The 13,653-nt window shown below is 59.2% G+C and carries 10 protein-coding genes and 1 pseudogene; 8 read left to right on the forward strand and 3 right to left on the reverse strand.

Annotated elements, in window-relative coordinates; genetic code table 11:
• Positions 1–422: 422 nt before the first annotated feature.
• The 3 genes from NKH71_RS29080 to NKH71_RS29090 form a co-directional block, all read right to left on the reverse strand.
• A complete protein-coding gene (locus NKH71_RS29080) occupies positions 423–959 on the reverse strand; it encodes a dihydrofolate reductase family protein (RefSeq protein ID WP_352791237.1) in 537 nt (178 codons plus the stop codon).
• A 230-nt stretch (positions 960–1,189) separates the two neighbouring features.
• Positions 1,190–2,920 (reverse strand): adenylate/guanylate cyclase domain-containing protein, encoded by a 1,731-nt coding sequence (locus tag NKH71_RS29085; protein ID WP_352791241.1) that lies wholly within the window; start codon positions 2,918–2,920, stop codon positions 1,190–1,192.
• A gap of 107 nt (positions 2,921–3,027) precedes the next feature.
• Positions 3,028–3,330: a dihydrofolate reductase family protein gene (locus NKH71_RS29090; protein ID WP_352791235.1), complete on the reverse strand. Its 303-nt coding sequence runs from the start codon at positions 3,328–3,330 to the stop codon at positions 3,028–3,030.
• A 128-nt stretch (positions 3,331–3,458) separates the two neighbouring features.
• Here NKH71_RS29090 and NKH71_RS29095 point away from each other — a divergent pair, with 128 nt between their 5' ends.
• From NKH71_RS29095 to NKH71_RS29130, 8 genes and pseudogenes are all read left to right on the forward strand, one after another.
• The gene (locus NKH71_RS29095; RefSeq protein ID WP_352791233.1) at positions 3,459–4,301 is read left to right on the forward strand and encodes a DNA adenine methylase; all 843 of its coding nucleotides are present in this window, start codon (positions 3,459–3,461) and stop codon (positions 4,299–4,301) included.
• Positions 4,298–6,646, forward strand: a complete 2,349-nt coding sequence (locus NKH71_RS29100) for a DGQHR domain-containing protein (RefSeq protein ID WP_352791231.1) — start codon at positions 4,298–4,300, stop codon at positions 6,644–6,646. Before NKH71_RS29095 ends, NKH71_RS29100 begins: the two co-directional genes overlap by 4 nt.
• Before the next feature lie 366 nt (positions 6,647–7,012).
• Positions 7,013–7,219, forward strand: a pseudogene (locus NKH71_RS29105) (LacI family DNA-binding transcriptional regulator); the annotation flags it as partial.
• 206 nt (positions 7,220–7,425) lie between these two features.
• Positions 7,426–8,889 (forward strand): DUF6600 domain-containing protein, encoded by a 1,464-nt coding sequence (locus NKH71_RS29110; protein ID WP_352791229.1) that lies wholly within the window; start codon positions 7,426–7,428, stop codon positions 8,887–8,889.
• A gap of 210 nt (positions 8,890–9,099) precedes the next feature.
• Positions 9,100–10,155 carry a LacI family DNA-binding transcriptional regulator gene (locus tag NKH71_RS29115; RefSeq protein ID WP_352791227.1) on the forward strand — a complete coding sequence of 352 codons (1,056 nt, stop codon included), beginning with the start codon at positions 9,100–9,102 and terminating at the stop codon, positions 10,153–10,155.
• An 84-nt stretch (positions 10,156–10,239) separates the two neighbouring features.
• Positions 10,240–11,493 (forward strand): ABC transporter substrate-binding protein, encoded by a 1,254-nt coding sequence (locus NKH71_RS29120; RefSeq protein ID WP_352496165.1) that lies wholly within the window; start codon positions 10,240–10,242, stop codon positions 11,491–11,493.
• A gap of 353 nt (positions 11,494–11,846) precedes the next feature.
• The gene (locus NKH71_RS29125) at positions 11,847–12,776 is read left to right on the forward strand and encodes a carbohydrate ABC transporter permease (protein WP_352791224.1); all 930 of its coding nucleotides are present in this window, start codon (positions 11,847–11,849) and stop codon (positions 12,774–12,776) included.
• The gene (locus NKH71_RS29130; RefSeq protein WP_254817449.1) at positions 12,776–13,633 is read left to right on the forward strand and encodes a carbohydrate ABC transporter permease; all 858 of its coding nucleotides are present in this window, start codon (positions 12,776–12,778) and stop codon (positions 13,631–13,633) included. The genes NKH71_RS29125 and NKH71_RS29130 overlap by 1 nt, the downstream gene beginning before the upstream one ends.
• Positions 13,634–13,653: the final 20 nt, after the last annotated feature.

The raw sequence follows: 13,653 nt of genomic DNA on the forward strand, positions 1-13,653 counted from the left end.
CCTCGGGGAGAGGTCGGATTGCCCCGAATTGCCCTTCGCAATTCGGATGGCAATCCGGGTGAGGGGGCACTTGCCCCTATGCGATTGCTACAGTTGAAACGAAGGCCGGCGTTCTTTCGCGCCCCCCTCTGCCCTGCCGGGCATCTCCCCCTCAAGGGGACCCTCAGGGGGGAGATTGGCTGTCATCGGCGCTTTCGCCAGCGTTGCAGGATGAGCGCCAAGGCGGAAGCCGCGATCTCCCCCCACGTGGGGAGATGGCCGGCAGGCCAGAGGGGGGCGCTGTCCCGCCGACCTATCAGTCGATGGCATTAGCGTACCCGCGCAAGTTCCAGCTCATCACACGTTGAAACGAAGGCCGGCGTTCTTTCGCGCCCCCCTCTGCCCTGCCGGGCATCTCCCCCTCAAGGGGGGAGATTGGCTCATCACGCCTTCCCCGCCGCATACTCCAGCGCCACCACGCCGTTGCTGAATTGCCTGGCAAACACCAGTTCGAGCGGCAATTGCGCGCCGGGCGGGAACAGCAGCTTGCCCTGGCCGACGGCACCGGGGTAACTGAGCAGCCTGATGCGGTCGACCAGGCCGTGGCGCAGCAGTTCCTGCGCGACGCTGAGGCTGCCATGCACATAGATGTTGCCGCCGCTGCCTTGCTTCAGCCCTCTGACCGCGTCCGGCAAGGCGCCCTGCAGCAACTCGGCCGGCTGCCAGTCGAGCGCCGTCAAGCTCGTCGACGCCACATATTTCGGCAGCGCATTGAAGCGGTCGGCGAAATCTCCGGTTTCCTTCGGCCACGATCCGGCAAAGATCTCGTAGGTCGTGCGCCCCAAAAGCATGGCGCCGCTGTCGGCAAGCTCGTCGTCCTTGAACTTTTGCATCTCATCGTTCCAGGCCACGCTCGGCAGCTTCTCGACCTCGGCAATGCCATCGACGCTGATGAATTCGGTGATGATGAGTTTTCTCATGGCGGGTTCCCTTCTGTTGGGGCGGCCGTGCGGGCCTTATGCGAACTGCGCCATCAACTAGCGCGCCGCTTTTTCAGGGGGAGGGCTTTCCCCGGTTCGCTTCCAAAGAGCGATGGCCGCCTCTGCTCCCTAAGCCGCCCGTCGTTCGGCCATGCCACAAGGTCCGCGTCGGGTGGGGGGCGGTCTTTTTGCCTGTCCCCGATTGGATCTGGTTCGTAATTACGGGCTGCCTACAGCTTGGCAATACCGGCTTTCAGCAGTCCTTCGCGGACGTGCTGCACATCAGGCTCCTGGGCATAGTGCAGGGTGGCGATAAATGAATCGAGGTCGAATTGGGGATCGAGCGTTCTGATCTTGCCTAGATGCGCCGCGGCCGCGATTTCGTCGCCGAGCCAGCCGTAACAGGCAGCGGCGAAAGCGTGCTGAACCGAGTCCATGGTTGACAGATGCATGAAAGCTTCGATCGCCTCGCCATACTGGCGCGCGGCGAAATGCGCCTTTCCCAGATGGCTCCAGAACCTCTCCGGGTGGTGCGGGTTCAACTGCATTGCCTTGCGGATCCATTCAATTCCCTCTTCCGGCCTCCCGAGCCACGTCAACAACTCGCCTTGCTGCACCACCACGAGGTCGTAATTGGGATTGAGGGCGAGGGCGCGCTCTTGATGGTAGCGCGCTGTGGTCAGCTCATTGTTGTTCACGTTCACTGCGGCGAGGATGCGGTGGACATCGGCATCGTTGTTGTCCAGCGCCAGCGCCCTGTCCAGCGCTGCCATTATGTTGTTCCATACGGCATCTCTGTCTTCGCACCAGTTATGGACCCAGGCCTGGCCAAGAATGCAGGCCCGCCAGGCATGGGCATGGGCGTAATCGGGGTCGAGCGTGACGGCCCTCTCTATCAAGGTTTGCGCGCGTTCATTATCCGCAATCGTGCTTCGGTGATGCAGCACCTTGGCAGCAAGCACACATTCATAGGCGGCCATGTTTGCAGGTTTCGCCCGCGCGAGCTGGTCCCGCTGAGCCGCCTCGACACGACCGGGCAGCGTGGCTGCGATCGCCGCGGTCACCTCATCCTGAATCGCGAATATGTCGACCAGCTTCCGGTCATATTTGTCTGCCCAGATATGTGCGTCATTCGCCGTGTCGATGAGCTGAACCGTCACGCGCACCCTGTCGCCGATCTTGCGGACGCTTCCCTCCACCAGGTATTGGACGTCGAGTTTCTCGGCCACCTCGCGCACATTCACGGCGCGGTTCTTGTAGACGAAGGCGGAATTGCGCGAGATGACGAACAGCTCATGGTGGCGGGACAATTCGGTGATGATGTCCTCGGTCAGTCCGTCCGCGAAAAATTCCTGCTCGGGGTCGCCGCTCATGTTACTGAATGGCAGCACCACTATCGAAGGTTTCGAGATGGATCGCTTTGCCTCGACTTGTGGCAGGACAGGACTGTCAAACCCAACGCGATAGAGGCGAACCGGGCGGCTGATGTTCTTTAACGTCTTCTCGCCCAGGTCCTCCATGGCAATTTCGAGACGGTCGGCAATTTGGGTCGCCACCGCTGCGGTCACGCAGATACCGCCGACGTCGGCGAGCTGCTCGATGCGCGAGGCAATATTGACGCCGTCGCCGAAAATATCATCATCGTCGAAAATGATGTCGCCGAGATTTATGCCGATCCTGAATTCGATGCGCCGTTCTTGCGGTACATCCGAATTGCGCCGTTTCATGCGCTGTTGGATTTCCACGGCGCATTTCACGGCATCAGTCACGCTCTGGAACTCAACGAGCATGCCGTCTCCGGTGGTCTTGATGATCCGGCCCTTGTTCTTGGCGATGGCGGGATCGACCAGTTCTATGCGATGGGTGCGAAGGCGTGCGAGCGTGCCGGATTCATCGGCCTCCATTAGCCGACTGTAGCCCGCCATATCGGAAGCCAGAATTGCGGCTAGTCTCTGTTCCATCGCTGAACCAAAAACCAAGCCTACGCTTCCTGGGCTGCCAAATCCAGCAATTTGGGCTTGTGGCTGAATCAAGAAGTCTTCCTACCGCAGCAGCAGGAAAGGGCGGATCAGAACCTTCCGCCTGGTGGCTGCCAACTCGATCGCATCAATGGCGGGAGGCGCGGCGTCGAGCTCGTCGAGGCGATATATTTCGGCGGCGCGCTGATCCGGTCGGCGAAGTCTCCGGTCTCCTTGGGCCACGAGCCGGCAAAGATCTCATAGGTCGTGCGCCCCAAAAGCATGGCGCTGCTATCGGCAAGCTCGTCGTCCTTGAAACTTTCCATCTCAGCGCTCCAGGCCATGCTCGGCAGCTTCTCGACCTCTGCAATGCCATCGACGCTGATGAATTCGGTGATGATGAGTTTTCTCATGGGAGTTTCCTTCTGTCGGGGGCTGCGCTCGCCTTTGCGAACCGCTCGAGAAGACTGGCGCGGCGTCTTTGGGAGAAACCTTTGACCTTCTCTGTGGTGTTTCATACCCTGGTGAGAAGGGGGCATCTATGGATTCGCAAGTTCAAGTCGACGGTGTTTCTCCGCGTGCCTTCCTGCGTTGGGCTGGCGGGAAATCTTGGCTCGTGCGCCGATTCGAGGAGATTTTCGGCCACATGTCGTTCACCCGATATCACGAGCCATTTCTCGGTGGTGGGTCTTTCTTTTTTGCTGCCGCCACGCACGTCGTATCGTACCTCTCTGACAAGAATGAAGCACTGATTGAGACCTATCAAAGCATCAAGGATGATTGCGAGAGCGTTATCGAACGAATGCAGGTCTATCAGAATACGTCCGATGATTACTACCGGATCCGTGCTCTGAACCCAGTAGATCGCTTCGAACGAGCAGCTCAGTTTATCTACTTGAACCAGACCTCGTTCAATGGGATTTATCGTGTGAATCTTAAGGGTGTTTACAACGTACCTTATGGAAATCGCACCAAGAAATTTCTAGATGAGGACGCACTTCGAGCCGCTTCCAAGGGATTGTCTCGCGCCATACTCAAGAGCCGGGACTTCGCAGACACAATTCATGACGTAAGCCCCGGGGATCTTATTTTTATTGACCCGCCGTATACTGTGTCGCACAATAATAATGGATTTATTAAGTACAACAAATCGTTATTTTCCTTGGATGATCAGTTTCGGCTAGCGAAATATATAAGAAATGTTCGTGATGTAGGTGCAAACTACATTCTAACAAATGCAGCACATCACAAAATCAAGGAGATCTTTGATCTCGGCGATCGTCATGTCGAGGTTGATCGTGCTAGTTTGATCGGCGGCAAGAAAGCCAAGCGTGGCTCCGTTTCCGAGTTCATATTTACCAACCTAGAAGCTCGTGGCGCATGACGATTCTGAACGATGAAAATTTTTCGCTCGTCCTTGCTGACAAGGATGACCAGGCAAAGATTCGGCAGGAAAGAGCAAAACCGTACTTCGAGCGAAAAGTCCGAAAAGCAGAGTTTGCGTCCCCTGATGTAGGTTGGAGGATTCTTGATAACAATCTCCGGCGGGACGTCAAGCTGGCCAAGGATAAGCCGGCCGACCAAAAATATGAAGATGAGTTGTGGGTTCTCCTTTCTCGTCTTGGCTTCAATCACCTATCTCGCGATCGGAACTGCAGAATTCAGTATGACGACAAAGACGGGGCCGCCCAGCAGGTCGATGTCCTTGCTGTTGACGATGAATGTGCGGTTATCATCGAATGCAAATGCGCAGAGGTTGCGGGTACAAAGCCAGCCGATTTCAAAACAGAAATTGAATCCCTGGGAGCGAAAAAAGCCGGCTTGCATCGAGAACTGCGAACGCGCTTCAATAAGCCAAAGCTCAAAATTGCTTACGTTCTTGCAACAAGAAACTACATTTTGCGGCAAGCTGATTTGGATCGGCTTGCGACATTCGGAATTCATCATTTATCGGATATAGATCTGGAATATTATGCTGAACTTACTGCACACTTGGGTAGTGCTGCTCGCTATCAATTTCAAGCGGACCTTTTTCAAGGGCAAGACATTCCAGAGATGGAAAATCGCGTATATGCCGTTCAAGCATCAATGGGTGGGATAGACTATTATTCGTTTTGCATCGAGCCGGAGCGGTTGCTGAAGATGGGGTATGTTCTTCATCGATCAAAGTCCATTAAAACACTCCCCAGTTATCAGCGACTGATCAAGAAAAAACGCCTCCAGAGTATAAAAAAATTCATCAACAACGGGGGGTACTTCCCAAACTCATTGATTGTGAGCATGGATAATGAAAGCAGGAAGGCTCGCTTCGAGCCATTTGGCTCGCCAATTCCAGGTGCATCTTCACGAGCCGGAATCCTGCATCTGCCGCCTCAATATCGATCGCTCTACGTGATCGATGGGCAACATCGCTTATATGGCTACAGCGACAGTGAGTATTCTTCCAACAATAGCGTACCTGTTGTCGCGTTCTTGGAATTGCCAAGGGAAGAGCAACTTCGGTTGTTTATGGAGATCAATGAGAACCAGAAAGCGGTTTCAAAGAACCTCAAGCACACCCTAGATGCAGACCTAAAGTGGGACTCCCAGAATCTGGCCGAGAGGGCGGAAGGAATAAAAAAGCAGCTTGCTCAAGAACTCGGGGAGAATGTCACATCTCCGCTTTTTAATCGCGTTCTCGTTGGAGAGGACCAGAGGACTGATATCCGAGTGATAACCTTGGAAGCCCTCCTGCGAGGTTTGAATCAAACCAAATTTGTCGGCAAGTTCACGAAAGACGCGGTGCGTGAACAAGGCATGTTCAATACAGGTGACAGTGCGACCACAGTTGAGAGATTACGGCGCGTCCTCTCGGCTTTCTTTGTGTACATCGCGACCGAATACGAAGCCGAATGGATGAGGCTCCCTAAAGACGGCGGCCTTCTGACCATTAACGATGGTATTACGGCCCTCATTATGGTTTTCGGAGATGTCTTGGAGCACATGGAGCGGACAGCCCAGCTCAAGCCTCTGACGGAAGGCCCAGACAGCATTCTCGACAAAGCAGCCACTTACCTTGACGGTCTGAAGCCATACTTTAGAAAACTGACCGAGCCAGACAGAGCTGAGTTGAGAAAAAAATACGGCAGCGGTGCTCCGACGCGCCTCCGGAGGATCTTTCAGAAAGCCATCAACCACGAGCGAGAAGATTTCAATCCGCTTGGCCTCAAAGAGTATTGGCGCGATCAGTCCAAGCTCTACAATGTAGAGACATATTCCAGAGTGGCTGACATTGAGCTCAAGCTTCGCGATGACGTGAAGCAACTGCTTATGCAGGCGCACGGCACTATGTGGTTAAAAAAGGGCTTGCCAGAGAAGCTATTCACCCATTTGTCCACGGAGGCCGCAAAGAAGAACCGCCTCATCGAAAACGATGAGGACGAAAAAACGCCGTGGGATTGCCTGAATTTGATTCATATCCGAGAAATCGTGATGCACGGCGCCCAATGGAGCACTTTATTTCAGAAGGGTTTTACCATTCCAGGCCAAGAATCGAAGAAGAAGGAGGATAAGACGAGCTGGCTAGCGAAGATGAATAGCATTAGGAATAACGCAGATCATGAGTACAGCGTATCGAAAGATGAGGCGGACTACGTTGCTGCCGTTCATGATTGGCTTATTCTTGGAGATTCCACTGATATTGCGTCGCGCAGCTCCAGTGGTGAGCTCGAGGTCCAGGCTGATGATTAGCACCAATTATCAGGGTACCAGTGCCAGTTTTGCTGGAACAATACATTCGCTGTCGGCGGGCAAGCGATGGTGAGAACTAGCCCTGAGTCCTTGGCGCTCCAGATAGGCCCGTCGGCTGTTAGGGCGAAGACGGGGTGACGCCGCAGTCTGGTCTACCAGCTCCTGCAGGAGTCGCTGAAGCTGCCAAAGCAGCACAGCACGTCAATAGTGCCTCTCTCAATCACATGACATTCGTGCCATTCCCACCACCTTCGTCATAGAAAACCTTTTGCCAACCCGCCCCGCGTCCACTGACCTCACCACTCAGCGCCTCGCAGCAACATAAGAGAAAAGCTTTTCTTAAATGGGAGGATCGATATCCAAATCATGGCGTCCGACGCCCAGCCAGTGCCCGCCAAGCAGCCCGTCACCCTCCGCGAAGTGGCCGCCCTTGCCTGCGTCAGCGTCGCCACCGCCTCCAAAGCCCTGAAAGGGCAGGGGCGGATGACGGCCGAGACGCGCGAGCGGATTCGCGAGACGGCGCAGCGGCTTGGCTTCCGCCCGAACAGCCTGGCGCAGAGCCTGTTGCGGCGGCTGGCCCGCTGACCAACGACCTGTCGCCGCGCCTTCGGCGCGCATTTGTGACGGTCACCGCCCTCATGAAGCAACTCTGATATTTGGTATCATCGTGCGATGCCAAGCCGTCCGTGAGGGACGCGGGTAACATCGGCAAAGTGGAACAATCCGGCAGCCGGCGGGTTTGTAGGATGAAGGGCGATCTGTTTCGGAGGAAGATTACGATGAAACGCGTCCTTGCCCAACATGCGGTGCGACTGATGCTGGGCGGCGTAACCTGCCTGCTCACAGTCATCGAGATTCCCAACCCAATTGCGCCATTGTCGCTTGTGTCAGAGGCAAGGGCTGCCACCACCGTTTCGATCAGCACATTCTACGAAGACCTGTCTTCCTATGGTGATTGGGTCTCGTATCACGGAGCGACCGTTTTCGTGCCGGTCGATGTGCCTGACGATTGGCGTCCGTATACGCTTGGACATTGGGTCTATACCGAGCAGTATGGCTGGCTCTGGGTGTCCGACGAGCCATTCGGCTGGGCGACGTACCATTACGGCCGGTGGGGCTATGCCGACGATATCGGCTGGTACTGGGTTCCGGGCACCCGTTGGGCGCCGGCATGGGTCAGTTGGCGTCGTGACAGGGAGCACATGATTTGGGCTCCGCTGCCGCCGCGCCGCGATCCGGATCTGATTTCAATCGAGGTGACCTTCGACACGACGCCGGATTATTACTGGGTTGTGGTCCCCACCCGCGAATTCCTTGCTGCGGACATTTCCACCGTCGTTATCCGTGATGAGCCCGAGTTTGTGCGCATCGTCGAGGCGGCCGAGCCGGCCGGCGACGTGACGATCCAGAACAATGTGGTGATCAACAAAGTCATCGATGTCGATGTGATCGAGAAGGAGACGAACCAGGAGGTGACTGCCGTCAAGGTCAGCAAGACCGACGCGCCCGAACAGGCCGGCAAATTGGAAAACGATACGGTCACGGTCTTTGAAGGTGAGGTGAAAGCCGATGCCGATGCCAAACCGGCTAAGCTCAAAGACATCGAAGAGGTGAAGCAGGTTCAGGCTGGCCGCAAATCGAAGCCGACCGAAGGCGCAGCAACGACCGAACAGGCCGAACCGGAAAAGACCGCCAAGCCTGAGAAGCCGACGACCGAGGAGCAGCCCGCCGCCGGGCAGCAGCAGGCCGAACCCGAGCAGGCAGCCAAGCCTGAGAAGTCGAAGGCCAAGGAGCAACCCGCCACGGAACAGCAGCAGGCTGAGCCCGAACAGACGGCCAAGCCTGAGAAGCAGAAGACCAAGAAGCAGCCCGCCGCGGAACAGCAGCAGGCCGAGCCGGAACAGGCGGCCAAGCCTGAGAAGCAGAAGACCAAGAAGCAGCCCGCCGCGGAACAGCAGCAGGCCGAGCCGGAGCAGGCGGCCAAGCCTGAGAAGCCGAAGACCAAGAAGCAGCCCGCCGCCGAGCAGCAGGCCGAGCCCGAGCAGGCGGCCAAGCCTGAAAAGCAGAAGGCCAAGGAGCAGCCCGCCGAGCAGCAGCAAGCCGAGCCGGAACAGGCGGCCAAGCCTGAAAAGCAGAAGGCCAAGGAGCAGCCCGCCGAGCAGCAGCAAGCCGAGCCGGAACAGGCGGCCAAGCCACAGAAGCAGAAAAACAAGGCGTGCGATCCGCAGACTGAGAGCTGCTAGCCGTACGGGTAGACTGCGGCACCGCGATTATTCGATCGCGGTGCTCGCTGAGCGACCATTCTCCCCTTGCCATCCCGACATCCTTCGTCCTAATCTCCCCCTGAGAAAACCTTTTCCCAATCCGCCTCGCGCCCGCTGACCTCATCAACCAGCAAGCCGCCGGACCATAAGAGAAAAGCTTTTCTCAACCGGGAGGATCGATTCCAAATCATGGCGTCCGACGTCCAGCCAACGCCCGCCAAGCAGCCCGTCACGCTTCGTGAGGTGGCAGCCATTGCCGGCGTCAGCGTTGCCACGGCGTCAAAAGCGCTGAACGGGCAGGGGCGGATGACGGCCGAGACGCGGGCCCGCATTCGCGAGACGGCGCAGCGGCTTGGCTTTCGCCCGAACAGCCTGGCGCAGAGCCTGTTGCGGCGGCGCTCTTTTACCGTCGGGCTGTTGACCAACGACACCTATGGCCGCTTTTCCCTGCCGCTGATGGCCGGCGTTTCCGACGCGCTGGTCGATGCCGGCGTCTCGGTGTTCCTATGCAATGTCGAGGACGACCCGCGCCTTGCCCAGCTGCATGTCGATGCCATGCTCGACAAGCGCGTCGACGGCATCATCGCCACCGGCAAGCGCATCGACCGCCATCTGCCGGTCGACCTCGCCAATCTCGGCATTCCGGCGATCTATGCCTTCACCGAGCCCGATCCCAACGCCATCGCTTTTGTCTCTGACGATGCCGGCGGGGCGCGGCTGGCGGTCGAGCATTTTTGCCGGCTCGGGCGGCGGCGCATTGCCCATGTCACTGGGCCGGCGAGCTTTGCCGTGGTGCATGCCCGCGCCGAGGCCTATCGCGCGGTGCTGGCCGAGAACGGCCTGCCGGTCATGGAGCCGCTGCTTGGCCCGTGGTCGGAAGCCTGGGGGCATGAGGCGGTCAAGACGCTGTTCGACCGCGAGGGGTTCGACGGCACGCGCGAAAAACCCGACGCCGTCTTTTGCGGCAACGACCAGATCGCGCGCGGCGTCATCGACGCTTTGCGCGAGCGCGATATTTGCGTGCCGGACGAGGTCGGCGTCATCGGCTTCGACAATTGGCAGATCGTCGCCGAGGCAACCCGCCCGCCGCTGACCTCCGTCGACATGAACCTCGCCGCGCTCGGGCGCGAGGCCGGCCTTGCCTTGCTTTCGCTCGTCGGCGGCGAACCCGCTCTGCCGGGCATCAGAAAACTGCCGTGCCGGCTGGTGGTGCGTCAGTCATGCGGCCGTCCGCCGGACGGCTGAACGAAACTGGCCGTGTCGATTGTCACCCGCTTGGGGGGGCGCGGCTAAATTAAGACGCTAAATTAAACCATGTGGAGGAGAAGCATGAGAACCACCATTACCGGGCTCGCCATCGCCGCGAGCATTTTCGGCACGCTGGCAACGGTCGGCTCGGCCGCCGCCGACACCGCCAACATCTGGGTTCGCGCCGACGGCTCGAACTTCATGCCGCGCATCGTCGATGCCTTCAACAAGGGCCATCAGAACCAGATCAAGCTCGACATCATCCCCAACGCCGAAATCATCCCGAAATACGGTGCGGCCGCCGCCGGCGGCACGGCGCCCGATGCGCTGTCGCTCGACCTGATCTACACGCCGTCCTTCGCCGCCGCCGGCCAGCTGGAAGACATCACCGACTGGGCGAAATCGCTGCCCTATTTCGCCAGCCTGTCGCCGGCGCATGTCAAGACCGGCACCTATAAGGGCCGCATCTACGGGCTGCCGTTCTCGGCCGACTCCTCGGTGCTGATCTGGAACAAGAAGCTGTTCAAGCAGGCCGGCCTCGACCCGGAAAAGGGCCCGACAAACTGGGCCGAAATCGAAGCCGATGCCGAAAAGGTCAACGCGCTCGGCGGCGACATCAAGGGCTTCTACTTCTCCGGCAATTGCGGCGGCTGCAACATCTTCACCTTCACGCCGCTGATCTGGGCCTCGGGCGGCGACATCCTCACCGAGGACGGCTCCAAGGCGACGCTGGACACGCCGCAGATGCGCGGCGCCATCGACCTCTACCGTTCGATGGTCAAGAAGGACCTGGTGCCTTCAGGCGCGCAGACCGACACCGGCTCCAACTTCTTCGCCGCCTTCGCCACCGGCAATATCGGCATCTCGCCGTCCGGCGCCTTCGCCATCGGCGCGCTCAACACGCAATATCCCGACATCGACTACGGCATCACCTTCCTGCCCGGCAAGGACGGCGCCTGGTCGTCGTTTGCCGGCGGCGATAATTTCGTCGTCACCAAGGGCACCACCAAGGTCGCGGTGGTGAAGGAGTTCCTCGACTTCGCCTATTCGCTCGAGGGCCAGACGATCCTGGCGAAATACGGCAGCCTGCCGGTGCGCGGCGACATCGCCAATGAGGCGCTGAAAGACCTCGACCCGCGCTACAAGGTTGCCGCGGAGGCAATGTCCAAGGGGCGCACGCCCTATTCGGTGGTGTTCAACGATCTGATCAACTCCGCCAACGGTCCGTGGAACCAGATGATGAACGAGGTCTTCTTCGGCGAAGACGTCGACGGCGCCATCGCCAACGCGCAGGAGACCATGCAGTCGATCATCGATTCGGCGCCGCAGAAGTAAAGCGCCGGCGCTCCGGCCGCCCGCCTGTCTCCCTGGGCGGGTGGCCGGACATTGCATCGGAAGACCGCCCGCAACTCACCTTGGAAGGACCGATTGTTAATGTCGGCACCGCCCCTCATCCGCCTGCCGGCACCTTCTCCCCGTATAGTGACGGGGAGAAGGGGCTGGCCGCGACCCTGGCACCCTTTCTGCAACGCGGGATGTTGGCGAAATCCTTTGCGAAGGCACCCTTCTCCCCGTCACTATACGGGGAGAAGTGCCCGGCAGGGCGATGAGGGGCAGCGCAAACCAGACGCGATTGACTTGGGGCGGGAGACCGAAGATTTGCAACCATTCAACCGCAAGAACCGCGCATGACCACCATCACAGCAACCACCGCCACCCCGGCACGCGCATACAAACTGGTCGGCGCCGGCCGCCGGCAGTGGATCGGCCTGCTCTATGTCGCGCCGGCCGTCGCCCTGGTCGTCGTCTTCTTCATCGTGCCGCTTTGCATGACCGCCTGGATGTCGCTGCACAACTGGCCGCTGATGGGCGCGCACAGCTTTGTCGGGCTCGACAATTACTGGGCGATCCTGCGCGACACCCGCTTCTGGAACGCGCTGCGGTTCACCGGCTACTACACGGTGGTGGTGACGATCGCGATCTTCGCCGTCGCCTTTCCGCTGGCGCTGTTCATCGAAAGGCCGCGGCAGCTGACCGGCTTCTACCGCACGTCCTTCTTCATGCCGGCGGTCATCGGTTTTGCCTCGGCCAGCCTTTTGTGGTCATGGCTGCTCAACGTCGATTCCGGCCTGTTCAGCCCGGCCGCTTTCGAGCTTGGCCTGACCGAGAAGAAATTCAACCTGCTGGCGACCTTCCAGCCGGCCTTCTGGTCGATCATCGCCATGGTGGTGTGGAAGGTGGCGGGCTTCACCATGATCATCCTGATGACCGGCCTGCAGTCGATCCCGCCGGACCTGCAGGAGGCGGCGATGATCGACGGGGCAGGGCCACTCGCGCGGTTTCGCGCCATCACCCTGCCGCTGATGCGCCGCACGCTGGCGCTGGCGCTGATCCTGTCGGTGGCCGGCTCGATCCTCGCCTTCGACCAGTTCTACATCATCCTGCGCGGCGGCCCGCGCAACCAGACGCTGACCGCCGTCTACTGGATCTTCAACCAGTCCTTCGTGTCGTTCAAGCTCGGCTATGGCGCCGCACTTTCGATGGTCCTGCTGGTCATCCTGGTGGCGCTCAGCCTCATCCAGCTGCGGCTGCTGCGCCAGCCCGAGGGGGTCGACTGATGGCGCAGGCAAGGAGCCGCAAACGCCGCATCGGCATGCAGATTGCCGAGCACTCGACCGGCATCATCGCGTCCATTCTGTTCCTGGCGCCGATCGCCTGGACGGTGCTTTCGGCCTTCAAGCCGGCGCAGGAAGCGCGCCAGCCGCCGCTGCCGCCCTGGCCGACCAGCGGCATCTCGCTCGAGAACTACGCCACGCTCAACACCTTTGGTGACGGGCTGTGGCTGCCGGCCCAAAACAGCATCTACGTCTCGGTCATGACCGTGGTGCTGTCGGTGATCGTCAGCGTGCTCGCCGGCTACGGTTTCTCGCGCTTCCGTTTTCCGCTGAAGAACCTGCTCTTCGTCGTCATCCTGTCGACGATCATGATCCCGTTCCAGTCGATCCTGACGCCGATCTTCCTGGTGCTGACAAAAATCGGCCTGCACAACACGCTGACCGGGCTGGTCTGCGTCTACGTCACGCTGCAGCTGCCGTTCTCAATCTTCATGATGCGCAACGCCTTCGACGCGGTGCCGCGCGAGATCGAGGAGGCCGCGCGCATGGACGGCGCCAACAATGTCACCATGCTGTTGAGGGTCATGCTGCCGCTGGTCTGGCCGGGCATCGTCACCATTGCGCTGTTCGCTTTCCTCGGCGCCTGGAACGAGTTTCTGGCAGCACTCGTGCTGATGACAGACCAGTCCAAATTCACGCTGCCGATCATGATGACCGCACTCCAGTCCGGCCGCTTCGGCGCCATCGACTGGGGCGCGGTGCAGGCCGGCGTCACCGTGATGATGGTGCCGTGCCTGGTGCTCTTCCTGCTGCTGCAGCGCTTCTACATCCGCGGCCTGATGGCAGGGGCCGTGAAGTGACCACAAGAAATCGAACGGAG

It is taken from the genome of Mesorhizobium sp. M0983 (assembly GCF_040318975.1).
Lineage (GTDB): Bacteria > Pseudomonadota > Alphaproteobacteria > Rhizobiales > Rhizobiaceae > Mesorhizobium.

What these genes read in the sequence shown, in the direction of transcription:
- NKH71_RS29095 (WP_352791233.1), top strand. Translation starts at nt 3,459, where the DNA reads ATGGATTCGCAAGTTCAAGTCGACGGTGTTTCTCCGCGTGCCTTCCTG.
- NKH71_RS29110 (WP_352791229.1), top strand. Translation starts at nt 7,426, where the DNA reads ATGAAACGCGTCCTTGCCCAACATGCGGTGCGACTGATGCTGGGCGGC.
- NKH71_RS29130 (WP_254817449.1), top strand. Translation starts at nt 12,776, where the DNA reads ATGGCGCAGGCAAGGAGCCGCAAACGCCGCATCGGCATGCAGATTGCC.
- NKH71_RS29090 (WP_352791235.1), bottom strand. Translation starts at nt 3,330, where the DNA reads ATGAGAAAACTCATCATCACCGAATTCATCAGCGTCGATGGCATTGCA.
- NKH71_RS29120 (WP_352496165.1), top strand. Translation starts at nt 10,240, where the DNA reads ATGAGAACCACCATTACCGGGCTCGCCATCGCCGCGAGCATTTTCGGC.
- NKH71_RS29115 (WP_352791227.1), top strand. Translation starts at nt 9,100, where the DNA reads ATGGCGTCCGACGTCCAGCCAACGCCCGCCAAGCAGCCCGTCACGCTT.
- NKH71_RS29080 (WP_352791237.1), bottom strand. Translation starts at nt 959, where the DNA reads ATGAGAAAACTCATCATCACCGAATTCATCAGCGTCGATGGCATTGCC.
- NKH71_RS29085 (WP_352791241.1), bottom strand. Translation starts at nt 2,920, where the DNA reads ATGGAACAGAGACTAGCCGCAATTCTGGCTTCCGATATGGCGGGCTAC.
- NKH71_RS29100 (WP_352791231.1), top strand. Translation starts at nt 4,298, where the DNA reads ATGACGATTCTGAACGATGAAAATTTTTCGCTCGTCCTTGCTGACAAG.
- NKH71_RS29125 (WP_352791224.1), top strand. Translation starts at nt 11,847, where the DNA reads ATGACCACCATCACAGCAACCACCGCCACCCCGGCACGCGCATACAAA.